The 18,061-nt window shown below is 72.3% G+C and carries 20 protein-coding genes; 5 read left to right on the top strand and 15 right to left on the bottom strand.

Annotated features, from left to right (window positions below; all coding sequences use genetic code 11):
• Positions 1 to 111 precede the first annotated feature (111 nt).
• Positions 112 to 726 (top strand): M23 family metallopeptidase, encoded by a 615-nt coding sequence (locus JOD95_RS00335; protein ID WP_209682235.1) that lies wholly within the window; start codon positions 112 to 114, stop codon positions 724 to 726.
• 72 nt (positions 727 to 798) lie between these two features.
• Here JOD95_RS00335 and JOD95_RS00330 read toward each other — a convergent pair whose 3' ends face one another.
• The 9 genes from JOD95_RS00330 to rplS form a co-directional block, all read right to left on the bottom strand.
• On the bottom strand, positions 799 to 1,803 hold the full coding sequence (locus JOD95_RS00330) for a tyrosine recombinase XerC (protein WP_209682232.1): 1,005 nt from the start codon (positions 1,801 to 1,803) through the stop codon (positions 799 to 801).
• Positions 1,804 to 1,830: 27 nt separating this feature from the next.
• Positions 1,831 to 3,081: a DNA-processing protein DprA gene (dprA, locus tag JOD95_RS00325; RefSeq protein ID WP_209682229.1), complete on the bottom strand. Its 1,251-nt coding sequence runs from the start codon at positions 3,079 to 3,081 to the stop codon at positions 1,831 to 1,833.
• The gene (locus tag JOD95_RS00320) at positions 3,078 to 4,598 is read right to left on the bottom strand and encodes a YifB family Mg chelatase-like AAA ATPase (protein WP_209682227.1); all 1,521 of its coding nucleotides are present in this window, start codon (positions 4,596 to 4,598) and stop codon (positions 3,078 to 3,080) included. The genes dprA and JOD95_RS00320 overlap by 4 nt, the downstream gene beginning before the upstream one ends.
• On the bottom strand, positions 4,595 to 4,948 hold the full coding sequence (locus JOD95_RS00315) for a YraN family protein (RefSeq protein ID WP_209682224.1): 354 nt from the start codon (positions 4,946 to 4,948) through the stop codon (positions 4,595 to 4,597). The genes JOD95_RS00320 and JOD95_RS00315 overlap by 4 nt, the downstream gene beginning before the upstream one ends.
• A gap of 153 nt (positions 4,949 to 5,101) precedes the next feature.
• The gene (locus JOD95_RS00310; protein ID WP_066654821.1) at positions 5,102 to 5,458 is read right to left on the bottom strand and encodes an Lsr2 family protein; all 357 of its coding nucleotides are present in this window, start codon (positions 5,456 to 5,458) and stop codon (positions 5,102 to 5,104) included.
• 135 nt (positions 5,459 to 5,593) lie between these two features.
• Complete coding sequence (locus tag JOD95_RS00305; RefSeq protein ID WP_058730091.1) at positions 5,594 to 5,917, bottom strand: DUF2469 family protein; 324 nt, start codon at positions 5,915 to 5,917, stop codon at positions 5,594 to 5,596.
• A 49-nt stretch (positions 5,918 to 5,966) separates the two neighbouring features.
• Positions 5,967 to 6,671: a ribonuclease HII gene (locus tag JOD95_RS00300; RefSeq protein ID WP_066654823.1), complete on the bottom strand. Its 705-nt coding sequence runs from the start codon at positions 6,669 to 6,671 to the stop codon at positions 5,967 to 5,969.
• The gene (lepB, locus tag JOD95_RS00295; RefSeq protein WP_066654826.1) at positions 6,668 to 7,411 is read right to left on the bottom strand and encodes a signal peptidase I; all 744 of its coding nucleotides are present in this window, start codon (positions 7,409 to 7,411) and stop codon (positions 6,668 to 6,670) included. The genes JOD95_RS00300 and lepB overlap by 4 nt, the downstream gene beginning before the upstream one ends.
• A 183-nt stretch (positions 7,412 to 7,594) precedes the next feature.
• Positions 7,595 to 7,948: a 50S ribosomal protein L19 gene (gene rplS, locus JOD95_RS00290; protein WP_058730094.1), complete on the bottom strand. Its 354-nt coding sequence runs from the start codon at positions 7,946 to 7,948 to the stop codon at positions 7,595 to 7,597.
• Positions 7,949 to 8,112: 164 nt separating this feature from the next.
• On the opposite strand from rplS, the gene map reads away from it, so the two are divergent.
• A complete protein-coding gene (map, locus tag JOD95_RS00285; RefSeq protein WP_066654828.1) occupies positions 8,113 to 8,904 on the top strand; it encodes a type I methionyl aminopeptidase in 792 nt (263 codons plus the stop codon).
• Positions 8,905 to 9,121: 217 nt separating this feature from the next.
• Here map and trmD read toward each other — a convergent pair whose 3' ends face one another.
• The 5 genes from trmD to JOD95_RS00260 form a co-directional block, all read right to left on the bottom strand.
• Positions 9,122 to 9,814, bottom strand: a complete 693-nt coding sequence (gene trmD / locus JOD95_RS00280; protein ID WP_066654831.1) for a tRNA (guanosine(37)-N1)-methyltransferase TrmD — start codon at positions 9,812 to 9,814, stop codon at positions 9,122 to 9,124.
• A 2-nt stretch (positions 9,815 to 9,816) separates the two neighbouring features.
• Positions 9,817 to 10,377 carry a ribosome maturation factor RimM gene (gene rimM / locus JOD95_RS00275; protein ID WP_307810335.1) on the bottom strand — a complete coding sequence of 187 codons (561 nt, stop codon included), beginning with the start codon at positions 10,375 to 10,377 and terminating at the stop codon, positions 9,817 to 9,819.
• A gap of 19 nt (positions 10,378 to 10,396) precedes the next feature.
• On the bottom strand, positions 10,397 to 10,633 hold the full coding sequence (locus tag JOD95_RS00270; protein WP_058730104.1) for an RNA-binding protein: 237 nt from the start codon (positions 10,631 to 10,633) through the stop codon (positions 10,397 to 10,399).
• A gap of 4 nt (positions 10,634 to 10,637) precedes the next feature.
• A complete protein-coding gene (rpsP, locus tag JOD95_RS00265; protein ID WP_066654835.1) occupies positions 10,638 to 11,054 on the bottom strand; it encodes a 30S ribosomal protein S16 in 417 nt (138 codons plus the stop codon).
• Positions 11,055 to 11,237: 183 nt separating this feature from the next.
• Positions 11,238 to 13,388 carry an FAD-dependent oxidoreductase gene (locus JOD95_RS00260; RefSeq protein WP_209682221.1) on the bottom strand — a complete coding sequence of 717 codons (2,151 nt, stop codon included), beginning with the start codon at positions 13,386 to 13,388 and terminating at the stop codon, positions 11,238 to 11,240.
• A gap of 79 nt (positions 13,389 to 13,467) precedes the next feature.
• Between JOD95_RS00260 and JOD95_RS00255 the strand changes: the two genes are divergently transcribed.
• The gene (locus JOD95_RS00255) at positions 13,468 to 14,598 is read left to right on the top strand and encodes a glutamate--cysteine ligase (RefSeq protein ID WP_209682218.1); all 1,131 of its coding nucleotides are present in this window, start codon (positions 13,468 to 13,470) and stop codon (positions 14,596 to 14,598) included.
• Positions 14,599 to 14,669: 71 nt separating this feature from the next.
• On the opposite strand, the gene ffh is transcribed toward JOD95_RS00255, so the two are convergent.
• On the bottom strand, positions 14,670 to 16,226 hold the full coding sequence (gene ffh / locus JOD95_RS00250) for a signal recognition particle protein (RefSeq protein ID WP_066654840.1): 1,557 nt from the start codon (positions 16,224 to 16,226) through the stop codon (positions 14,670 to 14,672).
• 95 nt (positions 16,227 to 16,321) lie between these two features.
• Between ffh and lipB the strand changes: the two genes are divergently transcribed.
• Positions 16,322 to 17,005, top strand: a complete 684-nt coding sequence (gene lipB, locus JOD95_RS00245) for a lipoyl(octanoyl) transferase LipB (protein ID WP_374191712.1) — start codon at positions 16,322 to 16,324, stop codon at positions 17,003 to 17,005.
• A complete protein-coding gene (gene lipA / locus JOD95_RS00240; RefSeq protein ID WP_209682212.1) occupies positions 17,002 to 17,985 on the top strand; it encodes a lipoyl synthase in 984 nt (327 codons plus the stop codon). The genes lipB and lipA overlap by 4 nt, the downstream gene beginning before the upstream one ends.
• Positions 17,986 to 18,061: the final 76 nt, after the last annotated feature.

Raw genomic sequence — 18,061 nt, 5'->3', positions numbered from 1 at the left:
GCGCGGCGCCGTCCGACAGCCGTCCCTGCACAGCCCTGGAGGCAGCGGGCACCGTCCCCAGATCGGCCCGCCGCCGCCCGTGCCCGGGCGCGTCTCGACGACCCTCGTCACATGAGACGGTCACCGCTCCTCCCTCGGCCCGGGCGGCCGGGTGGGCTCCTCGTCCTCGCGGTCGCACTCCCGGTCGCACTCGCGGGTCCGCTCGTGGTCGCGCTCGCGAGTGCGCTCCTGTCGGGGCACCCGGCGACGTCCGACGAGGCTGGCCGCTCGGCCGGAACGATCGTGGCGAGCGAGGACGTCGCTCCGGCGCCGTGGGTCTGGCCGACGGGCACGCGCGAGGTGGTCCGACCGTTCGAGGCACCCGCGGACGACTACGCGCCCGGTCACCGCGGCATCGACCTGGCTACGTCCGTCGGTACCCCTGCGGTCGCGGTGGCGGACGGCACGGTGTCGTTCGCCGGGCAGGTCGCCGGCAGGGGCGTCGTGACCATCGACCACGGGGAGGGCCTCGTGAGCACGCTGGACTCCGTCGAACCCTCGGTGGCGACGGGCGACGCCGTCCAGCAGGGGATGGTGGTCGGTGCCGTCACGGTCGGACACTGTCCCGCCGCCGATCCGTGCCTGCACCTCGGCGCACGGGTCGAGGGTCGCTACGTCGATCCACTGCGGTTCCTGTCGCCGGCTGCCTGGCCGGTCCTGCTCCCGGAGTCGGCGTGGCCGGGGTGACGTGCCGGAGGCCGCGAGGCCGCGAGGCCGTGCGGCGGAACGGCGTCGGGACTCCCGCCCGGCCGTTCGCCGTCAAGCGCGGGGGTGCGCCGTTCGGTAGACCTCCCGGAGCCGGGCGGACGAGACGTGCGTGTAGATCTGCGTCGTCCCGAGGCTCGCGTGCCCGAGGAGCTCCTGCACGGCCCGGAGGTCCGCTCCCCCGTCGAGCAGGTGCGTCGCCGCGGTGTGCCGGAAGGTGTGCGGCCCGCTCGGACCCGCGCCCGGCAGGTCTCCGAGCGCTCGAGCGACCACCCGGTACACGCTGCGGACCCCGAGTCGGCCACCCCGGTCGCCGAGGAAGAGCGCGGGCCCGCCGGAGCGCTGCACCTGCTGCTCGGAGGGGACCGGCTGCGGGGAGGTGTCCGACTGCCGGGCGGGGGCCGGTGACCGCTCGGCAGCGCGCGCAGCGAGGACCGGGCGACCCCGTCCGAGCCAGGCCTCGAGCGCGTCCCTTGCGGGCACGCCGAACGGCACCACCCGTTCCTTGCCGCCCTTGCCGAGCACTCGCACGGTCAGGCGGTCTCGGTCGACGTCCTCGACGTCGATGCCGACGAGCTCGCTCACCCGGATCGCCGCGGCGTAGAGCAGTTCGACGACCGCCAGGTCGCGGAGCGCAGCAGGGTCGTCCGTGTCCGCCCGAGCCGCGAGTCCGTCGAGCACCGTCCGGACCTGGTCGGTCGACACGACGCGCGGCAGGTGTCCCGCCCCCTTGGGCGCGCGCAGCCGGGCGCCGGGGTCGGTGTCGAGCAGACCGGTCTCGCTGGCCCAGCGGGTGAACACCCGCACCGACGACGACCGGCGCGCGATCGTGGACCGGGCGAGCCCGCGTCGGTCCGCTTCCCACAGCCAGTCGCGGAGCACCTCGAGACCGAGGTCCGCGGTGGCGGCGATCCCCCGCTCGTCGGCGAACTGCACCAGCTGGTCGAGGTCGTTCGCGTAGGCACGGACGGTCTGGTCGCTCAGACCCCGGGCGCCACGGACGTGGTCGAGGAACGACTCCACCGCCGCCACGAGTCGCCCGTCCGTCTGCTCCGCCACGGGCCCCAGGGTAAGCGTCCGGCGCCGTCACGACCTGGTCCACCCGCCGACGGTGTGCGTGACGAGCCCCTGCAGTTCGGCCAGCGCGAGCGCGTCCGCCACCGCACCCGCCGACATGCCCGAGCGCACGGCGATCTCCTGCTCGCCGAGCGCCCGCCGTCCCAATGCGTCCAGGACCCGGACCACCTCGGGGTCCTGCCGACCACCGATCGGCTCGTCGGCGCACGTCGGCCCACCGTCCCTCGACGGGTGTCCTCGCCCGGATCCGCGTCGTCCGACGACGGCCTCGACGGGGTCGCCCGGACCCACGACGATCTGAGCACGCCCCTGCGCCACGAGACGGTGGCACCCGACCGACGCCGACGACGAGAACGCCCCCGGGACGGCGAACACGGGTCGGCCGAGCTGCGCAGCGTGGTGCGCCGTGTTCAACGCGCCCGAGCGGGCCCCGGCCTCGACCACGACGGTCGCCGCACCCAGCGCCGCGATCAGTCGGTTCCGTGCGAGGAACCGCCACCGTGTCGGCCGGGTACCCGGCGGGGACTCGGCCAGCAGGCTGCCCTGCCGTGCGACGTTCCGCAGCAGTTCGACGTTGCCCGTCGGGTAGAGCTGGTCGATCCCGCCGGCCAGGACCGCCACCGTCGGCGTGCCCGCCGCGACCGCGACCCGGTGCGCGGTCGCGTCGATGCCGTAGGCCCCACCGCTCACCACCGTGCACCCGGCGTCGGCGGCGGCCGAGGCGATCTCCGCGGTCGCCTCGGCCCCTGCGACGGTGTTCGCCCGCGAACCGACGACGGCCAGGGCAGGACCGGAGGCCCGACGCCCCGACCGCGTCCAGAGCACGACGGGCGCGTGCGGCCCGAGGTCGTCGACGCCGGTGGGCCACCCGGCCGTGCCCGGCACGACGAGCCGCGCACCGACCGCGCGCGCCGCCTCGAGCGTCGTCAGGACGTCGACCCGGGCGAGCCGTGGGCGCCAGCGCTCGAGGGCGATCCGCAGCGTGCGGGCGAAGGGTGCCGGGGACTCAGCCCCCGGGACACCCCGGTCGATGCAGGAGTCGAGCAGGCCAACGGGTCCGTCGTCGCACGCCGACCGGACGAGCGCGAACGAGCGCTCGGCCCCGAGTCCCTGGACGAGCATCCCCGCCACCGCGTCCCCCGGCTCCACGACGGCCGACCACGCCACGCGCGCCGCTGCCTCCACCGGGTCCACCGCGTCGGCCACAGCCCGACCGAGGAGCACCGCGACCGTCTCGAGCAGGTCGGGCGCCCCGGTCACAGCGCACTCCGGAGGGCGAGGGCCTCGCGCACGTGCCGTTCGCCCGGCCGGTCGTCCCCCTGCAGGTCCGCGAGCGTCCAGGCGAGGCGCATCGTCCGGTCCCAGCCGCGCATCGTCAGCGTGCCGAGGTCGAGCGCCTGGTCGAGCGCCGTCGTCGCCCGCCGGTCCACCCGCCCGGGGCCGCGGAGCCACGCCCCCGACACCTCGGCGTTCCGGGTCCACCCCGTACCGACGAGCCTGGTGCGCATCGCGTGGCGTGCCGCCTCGACGGTCGCTCGAGCCTGCGCCGTGCTGGGCGTCGTGCCGTCCTCACCGCGGATCAGGCCGGTGGTCACCCGCGGCACGCGCACCCGGATGTCGATGCGGTCGAGCAACGGTCCGGACATGCGGCCGAGGTACCGGCGGACGGTGGCCGGCGCGCACTCGCACGGTTGCCGCATCGAGCCGGCGTTGCCGCACGGACACGGGTTCGCCGCGAGTACGACCTGACAGCGTGCGGGGAACTCGGCGGCCCCGGCGGCCCGGTGCACCGTGATCCGTCCGGACTCCAGGGGCTGTCGCAGTGCGTCGAGCACCGCGCGCGGGAACTCCGGGGCCTCGTCGAGGAACAGCACGCCCTGTGTCGCACGCGAGACGGCGCCCGGTCGGACCGTGCCGGAGCCGCCACCGATGAGGGACACCGCGGACGCCGAGTGGTGCGGGGCCTCCCACGGAGGTCTCGTGGTCCACGATGCGACCCCGTGCCCGGCGACCGACCGGACCGCCGCGACCTCGAGCGCCGCGTCGTCGTCGAGGTCCGGCAGCAGACCCGGCAGCCGTTCCGCGAGCATCGTCTTGCCGGCGCCCGGCGGTCCCACGAGCAGGGCGTGGTGTCCGCCGGCGGCCGCCGCGACGAGGGCACGGACGCCGGTGGGGTTGCCCACGACCTCGGCCAGCTCGGCGACGGGTGATCGCTCGGGGAGGACCGGCGGTGCGGCGACCGGGTCGACCTCGACCGGCGGGAGGAGCGCCCCGGCGTCGATCGCGGCGGCACGGAGCGAGTCCACGGCGCGGACGTCCACACCGCGCACGAACCGGGCCTCCTCGGCGTTCCCCGTGGGGAGCACCACCCGCTCGGCTCCGGCGTCCCGTGCCGCGAGCAGCATCGGCACGACCCCGGGTACGGGCCGGAGTCGCCCGTCGAGCCCGAGCTCCCCGATGTACACGACCCGTTCGCTCACACGGGGCGCGACGTCCGCGCCGGCGAGCACCGCCATGGCGATCGCCAGGTCGAAGCCCGATCCGCGCTTCGGGATCGCCGCCGGCGTCAGGTTGACCGTGATCCGCCGGGCCGGCAGGGGCGCCCCGGCGTTCGCCGCTGCGGCCCGGACCCGCTCTCGGGCCTCGCCCAACGAGGTGTCCGGCAGTCCGATGATGCTGAAGGCGGGCAGCTGGCTCGTCAGGTGCGCCTCGACCTCGATCCGCCGTCCGGTCACGCCGAGCAGGGCGACCGCGGCGGACCGACCGATGCCGGTCACAGGATCCCCGTGAGGTGCTCGATGCCGTGCCGGTCACCGGCCACGTGCACCGCCAGCGCATCGAGACGGACCGCCGGGGCGTGCATGTCGGGATGCGCCGCGAACCACATCGGCACCAGCCGTCGGAGGCGCGCGGTCTTCGCCGTGGTGATCGCCTCGAACGGGTGCCCGGTCGCCGTGCCCGCTCGCGTCTTGACCTCGATGAACACGAGTGTCCGCCCGTGCCAGGCGACCACGTCGACCTCGCCGCGTGCGCACCGCCAGTTCCGTTCCACCAATCGGTACCCGCGCGCCGTGAGCCATTCCACCGCGCGGTCCTCGCCGTACTGCCCCAGTGTTCGTCGTTCCATGTCGTTGCCTCCACCGACGACGATGCGGCAATGCAACCGGCGCCGTCGGTCGGATGGCGGAACTGTGGATGAGCACTCGTGATGGAAATGTTGTGCAGGAATGACGAGACCCCGGATGTCGTCAGGACATCCGGGGTCTCGTGAGGTCGTGCGTCAGTGCGCGGCTGCGTACGCTTCCTGCACCTGGGTCGAGATACGGCCGCGGCTCGAGACCTCGTAACCGTTCTCCTTCGCCCAGTCGCGGATCTTCGCGAGTTCCTCGGAGTTCCCGCGCTTGGGTGCGGACTTCGGCGCGGAACCACTGCTGCCACCGGAACGACGACCGGAGACCTTCCGTGCCGCTGCGACGTAGTCCGAGATCGCTTCGCGGAACTTGTCCACGTTGTCGTCGGACAGGTCGATCTCGTAGTTCGAACCGTCGAACGCGAATTCCACGGTGCGGCCTTCGCCGGCGGCGATGGGCGAATCGTCGAGGTCGTCGACGAGCTGGACGGTGACCTTCTGTGCCATGTCGTGCTCCTGGGTCGAGGGGTGGTGATCCCCGTGACGGTGGGTCACGGGAAAAGCTTCACCACCACCGTAGCGCGACAATTGCGGAAATGTCGTCGGAAGAAGCCCGAGTCGCAATTCCAGTAAAGCTGTGGATCACTCGTCGAGTGCGAGTTCCTTGGGCAGTTCGAGTTCCCGCGACGTGAGTTCCTCGACGTTCACGTCCTTGAACGTGAGGACACGCACGGACTTCACGAACCGGTCGGAACGGTAGACGTCCCACACCCACACGTCGTTCATCGTGAGCTCGAAGTAGAAGTCGTGCTCGGTGTCACGGCGGACGAGGTCGACCTCGTTCGCCAGGTAGAACCGCCGCTCGGTCTCGACCACGTACCGGAACTGCGACACGACGTCGCGGTACTCGCGGTACAGGGCAAGTTCGACCTCGCGGTCGTAGTCGTCGAATTCGTCGTCATCCATCGCCCGCACAGTCTACGGCGAGCCGACCGACGATGGACGACGGGGTGGGTCAGCCGGTGACGGCCAGCTCGTCGAACCCGTCCAGGGCGACGCTCGACGCCTGGTGCAGCCAGCTCTTCCGGTGCAGCGCGTGCGCCCCGACGGACCGGATCCCGTCGTAGTGCGCCGTGGACCCGTACCCCTTGTTCGACGCCCACCCGTAGTGCGGAGCCCCCTCGTGCGCAGCGACCATCAGGGCGTCGCGCTCGACCTTCGCCACCACGGACGCTGCGGCGACGGAGGCGCAGTCGCGGTCCGCCTTCACGCGCACCACGACGTCGAGCGGCCGGGCGGACGGGACCAGTGCTGTGGGGACGGCACGGGACAACCAGTCGAACGAGCCGTCCAGCACCACGACGGCGTCGTCGAGGCACAGCCCGTCGTCGACGAGCGCGCCGAGCGCCGCCGCACCGGCCTGGCCGAGCGCGGGGACGATCCCCTGCTGGTCGACCACGTCCGCCGTCGCCATGCCCACGGCGGTCCGTGCCCACCGTCGGACGACGGGCTCGAGCTCGGTGCGCCGAGCGGCTGACAGCAGTTTCGAGTCGGCGAGCCCCTGGGGCACGCGTCCGATGTCGATCGTCACCGCCGCGACCCCGACGGCCACCGGACCGGCGATCGCCCCACGGCCGACCTCGTCCATGCCGATCACGGTCACGCGACCGGAGCCGAGCAGCTTCTTCTCGACCCGGAGCGATGGCCGGACCGGGGTCACCGGTCCTTCTCCTCCACACCCGCGAACACGTCGGGGTAGTCGTCGAGCCACGTCCAGCGGCTCGTGGGCCACGAGATGACGAACGCCCTGCCGGTGACGTCCGACAGCGGCACGAAGCCCTTCGACGGGGTGTCGCGGTTGTAGCGCGAGTCCTTCGAGTCGTTGCGGTTGTCGCCCATCACCCAGATCGTGCCCTCGGGGACGGTCACCGAGAACGGGTCGGCCGACGCCGGGGCGCCGCTCGGCAGCAGCGTGTACGGCTCCTTGATGGGCACGCCGTTCACGGACATCTGCCCGAGGTCGTTGCAGCACGTGACCTTGTCCCCCGGCAGGCCGATGACCCGCTTGATGAGGTGGTCGTCGCTGTCGCCGGTCCCGAGACCGACCTGGGTGAGGAGCCAGTCGATCGCCTTCGCCGGCTGCGTGGTCGGCGCGACGCCCGGCACGTTCGTGCCGGTCAACCAACCGCCCGGGTCCTTGAAGACCACGACGTCACCGCGCTTGAGCGACACCACGTCCGGCACGAGCTCGTTGACGATCACCCGGTCGTTCACCTGCAGGGTGTTCTCCATCGACTCCGACGGGATGTAGAACGACCGGATCAGGAACGTCTTGACGAGGAACGAGACGAGCAGTGCCGCGAGGAAGATGATGACGAGGTCCCGCAGGAACGTCAGGACGCCGTTGCCCTTGTGCTCAGCCCGTGGGCGGCGTCCCGATCCTTCGGTGGTGTCCGTCATGTCCGCTCTCGTTCACATGCACGCTCGACCAGCGTGCCGACCCACACCCGCACTCGTCGGACGTGGAAGACCCTGCGCTCCGTGGAGCGCGCACAACGGGAAAGCCCCCCGTCGATGCACAACCGTACATCGGCGGGGGGCGTCCAGTGGAACCCGGCTCGCGGGCCCTCACTGTGAAGGCGATCAGGCGTCGCGCTTCTCCTTGATCTTGCGGCGGGCCGCCTTGCCGCGGAGCTCGCGCAGGTAGTAGAGCTTCGCGCGACGGACGTCACCGCGGGTGACGACCTCGATGTGGTCGATGATCGGCGAGTGCACCGGGAACCAGCGCTCGACGCCGACCTGGAAGCTCACCTTGCGGACCTTGAAGGTCTCGCCGAGGCCGTGGCCCTGGCGGGCGATGACGACACCCTGGAACACCTGGACACGCGAGCGCGTGCCTTCGATGATGTTGACGTGCACCTTGATGGTGTCGCCGGGGCGGAAGTCCGGGACGTCGGTGCGCAGGGACGCTGCGTCGACGTGGTCGAGGAGCTGCATGTTCGTTCACTCTCTGCGGACGCGCACGGGTCGCCGCGGATCGGTGTGTGGAAAGAAGTGTGCGTGCCCGGAATCGGCGACTCCCCCGTGGCAGAGTCCAGCCAGGGCACAGCGGTCCATCATGCCACAGGGAAGCCCGCTCGCAAAACGACCAGGATGGACGCATGATCGAACTCCGCACCCCCGCCGAGCTGGAGGGCCTGCGCGCCGCCGGACGGTTCGTCGCCGACGTCCTCGACGAGCTGCTCGAGACCGTCGACGTGGGCGTGAACCTGCTCGACCTCGACCGCGTGGCCGCTCGGATGATCGCCGACCGTGGCGCCGTGAGCTGCTACGTCGACTACCACCCCTCGTTCGGCAACTCCCCCTTCGGCCGGAACCTGTGCACGTCGGTGAACGACGCGGCTCTGCACGGCCTGCCGTACGACCGCGTGCTCGTCGACGGCGACCTCGTCAGCCTGGACTTCGCCGCGAGCGTCGACGGCTGGGTGGCGGACTCCGCCGTCACGGTGCAGGTGGGCACGGCCCGCGACGAGGACCAGCGACTCGTCGGGACGGTCGAGCGCGCGCTGCTGGCCGGCATCGAGCAGTTCCGACCGGGCAACAAGCTCGGCGACGTCTCCTACGCCATCGGCAGGGTGGCGAAGGACGCCGGCTACAGCGTCAACACGCAGTTCGGTGGGCACGGCGTCGGCCGCACGATGCACGGTGACCCGCACGTGCCGAACGACGGCCGCCCCGGCCGCGGCCTGAAGCTCCGCACGGGCCTCGTGGTCGCGATCGAGCCGTGGCTCATGCAGGGCACCGACGAACTCGTGCAGGACGAGGACGGCTGGACGCTGAAGAGCGTCGACGGATCCCGTGCCGCGCACGTCGAGCACACCGTGGCGGTCACCGACGACGGTCCCGAGGTGCTCACCCTGCGACGCGCCCAGCGCACCGAGGCGACCGCCTGACGGCCGGGAGGCGCGGCGCGACCCCGCCCCGCGCCTCCCGTCCGTCCATCCATCCATCCGTCGGGACGCGGGCGCCCTCGTCGCGCGACCTGCCGCTCACGATCCAGCCCGGCGGCACGTCGCGCGACCGGAACGTGCGCCGGCGGCACGTCGTGCGACCGGAACGGCGCGGAGCACCACTGCCGGAGGCGCCGGCACCGCGGCGATGCGGCCGGCGCTACGCGTCGGGCAGCAGGTCCGGGCGGACGCGACGGGTCCGCTCCACCTGCTGCTCGTGCCGCCAGGCGGCGACGCGCGCGTGGTGCCCGCTGAGCAGGACGTCAGGCACCTCGAGGTCCCGCCAGAGGGCCGGCTTCGTGTACGACGGGTACTCGAGCAGGCCGTCCTCGTGGGACTCCTCGACGAGTGACTCCGGGTTGCCGACGACCCCGGGGACGAGACGGCCGACCGCCTCGATCATCGCCATGGCCGCGACCTCGCCGCCGTTCAGCACGTAGTCACCGAGCGAGAGCTCGACGACCGAGCACCGCTCGGCCGCCCACGCGAAGACGCGGGCATCGATGCCCTCGTACCGCCCGCAGGCGAACACGAGGTGGTCGTGCTCGGACGCGAGCGACCGGGCGATCGACTGACGGAAGGGGGTGCCGGCCGGCGTCGGGACGACGAGCGTCGACGAACCGTCCTCGCGCAGGATCGACGAGAGCGCCTGCGCCCACGGCTCGGGCTTCATCACCATGCCCGCGCCACCGCCGTACGGGGTGTCGTCGACCGTGCGGTGCCGGTCGGTCGTCCAGTGCCGCAGGTCGTGCACGTGCACGTCGAGCAGCCCGTCCGAGCGGGCCTTGCCGAGCAGCGAGACGTCGAGGACGGAGAAGAACTCCGGGAAGATCGTGACGATGTCGATGCGCACGATCAGCCCTCGCGGTCGGTCGGTGTGACCGTCTCGGGCCGCGAGGTGTCCTCGGGGTCCTCGAACAGTCCCGTCGGGGGCGTCACCGTGACGGTCCCGGCCGTGATGTCGACCGTCGGCACGATGGCCGAGACGAACGGCACCAGGACCTCGCCGCGGGAGGGGGTGTCGATCGCGAGCAGGTCCTGCGCGGGCAGGTGGTCGACGCGGGCGACCGTGCCGACCTCGACGCCGTCGCGGAGCACGCGCAAGCCGACCAGCTGGTGGTCGTACCAGGCGTCGTCCTCACCGGTCTCGGCGTCGGCGTCCTGCTCGACCCAGAGGATCGCCCGCGCGAGGGACTCAGCGGCAGTGCGGTCCGCGACGCCCTCGAAGAAGGCGACCGGGTGGCCGTTGTACCAGCGGAGCTCGTCGATGGTCAGGGTCTTGCCCGACCACGGCGAGTCCGAGGGGACCTGGAGCGTGAACTCCGCCCCCGGCGTGAACCGACGATCCGGGTCGTCGGTGTAGAGCTCGAGCTTGATGCCGCCCTTGAGCCCGTGCGCCTTCGTGATGCGACCCACCCGGAGTTGGGTCGTCTCCCTAGGAATCGGTGTCGACCACGTCGACCCGCACCCGCTTGCCGTCGGCGAGAGCCGAGACGAGGGTGCGGAGCGCCTTTGCGGTCCGTCCGGCGCGACCGATCACGCGACCGAGGTCCTCGGGGTGCACACGCACCTCGAGGACCTCGCCACGCGCAGAGGTGGAACTGGCGACGCGGACGTCGTCCGGGTGATCGACGATCCCCTTGACGAGGTGCGTCAGCGCAGAGTCGAGCAAGGAATCAGGCCTCGGTCGTCTCTGCGGCGTCGTCGGCCGACTCGGCCGGAGCGGCGGCGGGGGCCGTCTTCTCCGACTTCGGCTTCAGGACGGCCTTCTTGGCGGTGTCCGCGACGAAGGCCTGCTTCGGCTCGGCGACCTTGACGGTGGACTCGGTGTTGCCCTCGCCCTTGAACTTGCCCCAGTCGCCGGTGAGCTTGAGGAGCGCCGCGACCTGCTCGGTCGGCTGCGCGCCGACGCCGAGCCAGTAGAGCGCACGCTCGGACTCGATCTTGATGACCGAGGGCTCCTCGGTCGGGTGGTACTGACCGATCTCCTCGATCACACGACCGTCGCGCTTGGTGCGCGAGTCGGCGACGACGATGCGGTAGTAGGGCGCACGGATCTTGCCGAGACGCTTGAGACGGATCTTGACAGCCACAATTACTCCTGTTGCGTGTTGTTGTGGTTGAACCGGAACCGCGGGCGTGGGGGCACGCGCGGTGGAAGCTCGAAGGAAGTCGCGACCTGCTGGATAGAGGGTCGAGCAGACGCGATTCGACCGTTCATTCTTGCAGGTTTCCGCCGGAGAAGCGAGCCGGGACGCGCCGTGGCCGCCGGGTCGTCACGGTGCGAGGGCGCGCACGGCCTCGATCGCCTCGCTCGTGGCACGGACCGCGTCGACGCTCCTGGCGTCCCGGGCACCGCCGACGACGGCGTACGGCACCCCCGCGGCAGCCAGGCCCGGTGCGAGCCCTCCCCCTGCGACGGCGCCCCCCGACGCGTCCTCGGCCTCGTCGCCCTCGACCGCGGGTGCACGTTCCTGCCCGGCGCACACGACGACGTGGTCGGCCGGTACCGCGGTCTCCCGCCCGTCCTCGTCCCGGATCCAGAGCGTCCCGGGCTCGATGCGCAGGTACTCCTGCACCCCGCCGACCATCCGCACCCCGGCGTCGCGCAGTCGTCCGACCGCCACCCAGCGCGAGGTGATGCCGATCCCCTGGCCGAACTTCCCGGACCGACGGAGCACCGTGACGTCGGCGCCGGGGCGGAGCGTCCGTGCCACCGCGGGAAGCCGTTGCGGGACGTCGCCGACCAGGTCGTCGGCGACGGTGACGTCCCAGCGCGCCGCGAACTCCGCCGCGCGCACCGCCTCGTCGGGCGACTCGACCAGGAAGGCCGCCGTGTCGACCCCGATGCCGCCGCCGCCGACCACCGCGACGGTGCCGGGCGGGACCCCGTCGCGCAGGGCGTCCTCGTAGGACACCACGTGGGGCAGCTCGGCGCCCGGGACGTCCAGCACGCGGGGCACGACCCCTGCCGCGAGCACCACGGCGTCGCTGTCGAGCAGGTCGGCGACGGTGGCGGCACGGCCGGTGTGCACGGTCGCCCCGCGGTCGTCGAGCTCGGCGCGCGCCGCCCGGACGGTCGCGGCGTAGTCCTCCTTGCCGGGGATCGCCGCGGCCAGGGCGAACTGCCCGCCGAGGGCGTCGGTCGCCTCCCACAGCGTCACGGCGTGCCCGCGCCGTGCGGCGTCCACCGCGGCGGCCAGCCCGGCCGGGCCACCGCCGACCACGTCGACGCGCTTCGGCTCGACGGTCGGCCGGAGCGGCATGGTCAGCTCGCGGCCGGCGCGGGGGTTCACGAGGCAGGACACGGGCCGTCCGACGATGGAGTGGTCGAGGCACGCCTGGTTGCAGCCGATGCAGGTGTTCACCAGGTCGAAGCGGCCGTCGAGCGACCGGCGGACGATGTCCGGGTCCGCGAGGAACGGACGGGCGAGCGCGACGGCGTCGACCTGCCCGCCGCGGAGCACCGCCTCGCCGTCGCGCAGGTCGGTCATCCGGTTCGACGCGATCACCTGCACCTCGGGGTGCGCGGACCCGCGGACCACGCCCGCGACCCGCTCGGCGTACGCCAGCCACGCGCCGTGCGGCACCGCTGCCTGCACGGTCGGCGTGCGCGACTCGTGCCAACCGATGCCGACCGAGATGCCGTCGAGGCCCAGCGGCAGCAGGTCGTGCACGAGCGCGTCGACCTCGGCGTCCGTCGTCGACCCGGGCATGAGGTCGGCACCGGACAGCCGGATCGTGACGGCCAGGTCGGGCACGGCGGTGCGGACGGCCCGGACGACCTCGACCGCGAAGCGGCGGCGTCGCTCGGCGTCCCCACCCCAGTCGTCGTCGCGGAGGTTCGTCAGCGGCGACTGGAACTGGTTGACCAGGTAGCCCTCGGACGCCATGATCTCGACGCCGTCGAAGCCGATCGCCGCGGCAGACCGGGCGGCGGCGGCGAAGTCGTCGATCGTCCGGCGGACCTCGGCGTCGGTGAGCGCGACCGGCTGGACCCCGCGCGCCGCCGCCCACGGCAGCGCCGACGGAGCCACCACGCGCTGAGGTCGGCCGTACCGGTCGACCAGGCCGTTCGCGAGGGCGTACCGGCCGGCGTGGAAGAGCTGGGCGAGCACGGCTCCGCCCTCGTCGTGCACGGCCGCGACGGCGACCCGGAACCGTTCGTCCGCGCCCCCGGTGCCGAACACCGCGAAGTCCGGACCACCACGGGCCTCGTCGCTGATCCCGATCCCGCCGGTGACGATGCAGCCGACGCCGCCCGCCGCGCGCTCGCGGTAGAACGCGGCCATCGCGGCACCGCCGTCGTCGAGGACCTCGAGCCCGGTGTGCATCGACCCCATCACCACCCGGTTCCGCAGGTGGAGCGGTCCGAGGTCCCAGGACGAGGAGAGGACTGCGAGGTCGGGCACGGCAACGCTGCTCATGGCGACCACTCTGCCGGACGACGTGCCCGGGACCGAACTCCTTGTGCCGACCCTCCAAGCCGACGGGCAGGATGGCCCCATGGACATCCGCTTCACCGAGTCCCGCCCGTCGACCCTCGGCGTCGAGTGGGAGCTCCCGCTGGTCGACCGCGGCACCGGCGACCTCGCGCCCCGTGCCCCCGCCGTGCTCTCCGCCGTGCAGGAGCGCCTCGGCGATCCCGACCGGGTGACCGAGGAACTCCTCACGAACACCGTCGAGGTGGTCACGGGGGTGCACGACACCGTCGGTGGGGCGACGAGCGAGCTCGCGGGCATCATCGGCGAGGTGATCGACGCCGCCGAACCGCTCGACGCGCAGGTGATGTGCTCCGGCACCCACCCGTTCGCGCAGTGGGACCAGCAGGAGATCACGGCGGACAGCGAGCACTACACCACGCTGATCGACCGCACGCGCTGGTGGGGTCGGCAGATGCTCATCTGGGGCGTGCACGTGCACGTGGGGATCGACGACCGCGACAAGGCGGTCCCGATCATGAACGCGATGCTCGCGTACGTCCCGCACCTGCAGGCGTTCACCGCGTCGAGTCCGTTCTGGGGCGGGACCGACACCGGGTACGCCTCGAACCGCGCCCTCATGTTCCAGCAGCTCCCCACCGGCGGCCTGCCGCCGGGCATCGACGACTGGACCGGCTTCGAGACCGTCGTCGACGACCTGACGAAGACCGGTGTGATCGACGGGTTCAAGGACCTGCGCTGGGACATCCGCCCGTCGCCGGGGTGGGGGACGCTCGAGAACCGCGTCTCCGACGGCATCTCGACCCTCCACGAGGTCGGCGCCGTGACCGCGTTCGTCCAGTGCCTCGTCACCGCGCTCTCGGACCGCCTCGACCGCGGCGAGACGCTGCCGTCGATGCAGCCGTGGTTCATCCGCGAGAACAAGTGGCGCGCGGCCCGATACGGCATGGAGGCCGAGATCATCACCGACGCCGCCGGCCACGAGCGCCTGGTCACCGACGAGGTCCACGACCTGGTCCAGCGGCTCGACCCGATCGCCGACCGTCTGGGCTGCCAGCAGGAGCTGCACCACCTGGACACGATGATCGCCGACGGCGCGTCGTACCAGCGGCAGCTGCGGGTGGCGCAGGAGAACGGCGGGGACCTCCGCGCGGTGGTCCGCCACCTGGTGACGGAGCTGCGGGAGTCGCTCTAGACGACACCACGGAACGGACGGGAGGCCCGGTACCAGCTGGTACCGGGCCTCCCGTCCGTCATGGGTCGCGTCTAGCGGCCGAGGAACTTCTGCAGGCTGGCCAGCTCTTCCTCGGTGGGCGCCTTGCCGCCCTTCGGACCGCCGAGTCCGAGACCGGACCCGGTGGGTGCCTGCTGCTGCGGCTGCGCCGCCGCACCCGACGCGAGCGCCGCGCGCTTGGCGGGGTTGCCGACCTTCTTCTTCTTGGCGCCGCCCTGCTGCTGCTTCTTCTTGCCGCCGTGCATGCCCGGGATCGGCCCCATGCCCGGCATCTGCGGCACGCCACCACGGGCGACGGTGCGCATCATCTTCGCTGCCTGCTCGAAGCGGTTGACGAGCGCGTTGACCTCGGTCACCGTGGTGCCGGAACCCTTCGCGATGCGGAGTCGACGCGAGCCGTTGAGGAGCTTCGGGAGCTCGCGCTCCTGCTTCGTCATCGACTGGATGATCGCCTCGGTCCGGACGATCTCGCTCTCGTCGAAGTTGTCGAGCGCCTCGCGCATGCCCTTGGCGCCCGGGAGCATGCCGAGCATGCCCTTGATCGAGCCGGCCTTGCGGAGCTGCTGCATCTGCGCGAGGAAGTCGTTCAGCGTGAACGAGTCGGTCGCGATCTTCTCGGCGACCTTGCGCGCCTCGTCCTCGTCGAACGCGGACTGCGCCTGCTCGATGAGCGACAGGATGTCGCCGAGGTCGAGGATGCGGCTCGCCATGCGGTCCGGGTGGAACGGCTCGAAGTCGTCGAGCCCCTCGCCCGTGGACGCGAACATGATCGGGCGGCCGGTGACGCTGGCGACCGACAGGGCCGCACCACCGCGGGCGTCGCCGTCGAGCTTGGACAGGACGACACCGGTGAAGTCGACGCCCTCCTGGAAGGCGCGAGCGGTCGCGACGGCGTCCTGACCGATCATCGCGTCGATGACGAACAGGACCTCGTCCGGGTCGACGGCCTTGCGGATGTTCGCCGCCTGCTTCATGAGCTCGGCGTCGACACCGAGTCGACCGGCGGTGTCCACGATGACGGTGTCGTACTGCTGGTCGACCGCGGCCTTGATCGCGTTCTTCGCGACCTTGACCGGGTCGCCGACGCCGTTGCCGGGCTCAGGAGCGAACACGTGCACGCCGGCCTGCTCGCCCACGACCTGGAGCTGCTGCACGGCGTTGGGACGCTGGAGGTCCGCCGCGACGAGCATCGGCGTGTGGCCGTCCTTCTTGAGCCACTTGCCGAGCTTGCCCGCGAGCGTCGTCTTGCCGGCGCCCTGGAGGCCCGCGAGCATGATCACGGTCGGCGGTCGCTTCGCGAACTCGAGTCGGCGCTGCTGGCCGCCGAGGATGCCGACGAGTTCCTCGTTGACGATCTGGACGACCTGCTGCGCGGGGTTGAGCGCCTTGTTGACCTCGTCCGAGAGCGCACGTTCCCGCACCGAGGCGGTGAAGGCCTTGACGACCTCGAGCGCGACGTCCGCGTCGAGCAGGGCCCGGCGGATCTCGCGGACGGTGCCGTCGACGTCGGACGGGGACAGACGACCCTTGCTCCGCAGGTTGCGGAAGGTCTCGGTCAGCCGATCGGAGAGTGAGCCGAATTGTGCCATGGTCCGACGATTCTACAGGGCCACCTCCGACCGCCCCGGACCGCCCACCGCCCGGTTGTTGGACTGCGTCCAGGAACCGGGGTAGCGTGCTCGACGTGCCCCAGCTCGAGATCATCCGCTGGCCCGGGCTCCTCGACTACGAGGAGGGCCTCGCCGTCCAGCGGTCGTTCCACGCCGACGTCGTCGCCGGCCGCTCCCCCGGCGTCGTCGTGCTCTGCGAGCACCCGAGCGTCTACACGGCCGGGCGCCGCACCGAACCCGCTGACCTGCCGACCGACGGGTCCCCGGTCGTCGACGTCGACCGGGGCGGACGCATCACGTGGCACGGGCCGGGGCAGCTCGTGGCCTACCCGATCGTCCGGCTCGCCGACCCGCTCGACGTCGTCGCGTGGGTCCGCGACCTCGAGCAGGTCGTCCTCGACGCGGCGGCCTCGGTCGGGGTCACCGCCGAACGGGTCGACGGGCGCAGCGGTGTCTGGGTACCCCGACCGGGCGGCGGCCCGCACGACAAGGTGGGCGCGATCGGCCTGCACGTCGCCGAGCACGTCTCGAGCCACGGCATCGCGGTCAACTGCGACAACGACCTCGCCCCCTACGGCGCGATCGTCCCGTGCGGCATCGCCGACGCGGGCGTCACCACCCTCAGCCGCGCGACCGGCCGCCACGTCACGGTCGACGAGGTCGCCGCCCTCGTCGGGCCGCGGATCCAGCAGGCGGTCGACGGCATGCACGCCGGTCACCGCATCAGCAGCACCACGCGACAGGAGGTCGCCGCATGACCCTCGCCCCCGACGGCCGCCGCATGCTCCGGGTCGAGGCCCGCAACGCCGCGACACCCATCGAGACGAAGCCCGCCTGGATCAAGACCCGCGCGACGCAGGGCCCGGAGTTCCGGGACCTCTCCGCACTGGTCCGGGACAAGCAGCTGCACACCGTCTGCCAGGAGGCCGGCTGCCCGAACATCTTCGAGTGCTGGGAGGACCGGGAGGCCACCTTCCTGATCGGCGGCTCGCAGTGCACCCGGCGCTGCGACTTCTGCCAGATCGACACCGGCAAGCCGAGCCCGCTCGACCGGGGCGAACCCCGGCGTGTGGCGGACTCGGTCGTGTCGATGGGCCTCAAGTACGCGACCGTGACCGGGGTCGCCCGCGACGACCTCGACGACGGCGGCGCCTGGCTCTACGCGGAGACCATCCGACAGGTCCACGAGCACTCCCCCGGCACCGGCGTCGAGATCCTCGTGCCGGACTTCAACGGCCGCCCCGACCAGCTCGGTCAGGTGTTCGACGCCCGCCCGGAGGTCTTCGCGCACAACGTCGAGACGGTCCCCCGGATCTTCAAGCGCATCCGCCCCGCGTTCCGCTTCGAGCGCTCGCTCGACGTCCTCACGCAGGGCCGCGACGCGGGCCTGGTGACGAAGTCGAACCTCATCCTCGGCATGGGCGAGGAACGGCACGAGGTCGTCGACGCACTCGAGCAGCTGCACGAGGCGGGTACCGACATCATCACGCTGACGCAGTACCTCCGTCCGTCGCCGCGGCACCTGCCCGTCGCGCGGTGGGTGACGCCGGAGGAGTTCGTCGACCTGCGCGAGATCGCCGAGGACATCGGCTTCGCGGGTGTGCTCGCCGGTCCGCTCGTGCGCTCGTCCTACCGGGCGGGCCGGCTGTGGGCGCGCGCCACCGTTGCGCGCGGGGGCACGGTGCCGCCGCACCTCGCCCACCTGCTCGAGGCGACCCCGGGTCGCCAGGCCGTGTAGCGCCGATCCGGCGACCGACGGACGGACGGGAGGCCCGGTACCAGCTGGTACCGGGCCTCCCGTCCGTCCGTGGTCA

The organism is Curtobacterium sp. 1310, assembly GCF_017834105.1.
In the GTDB taxonomy this organism is placed as follows: Bacteria; Actinomycetota; Actinomycetes; order Actinomycetales; family Microbacteriaceae; genus Curtobacterium.
This window is presented reverse-complemented; position numbering and strand designations above follow the sequence as displayed.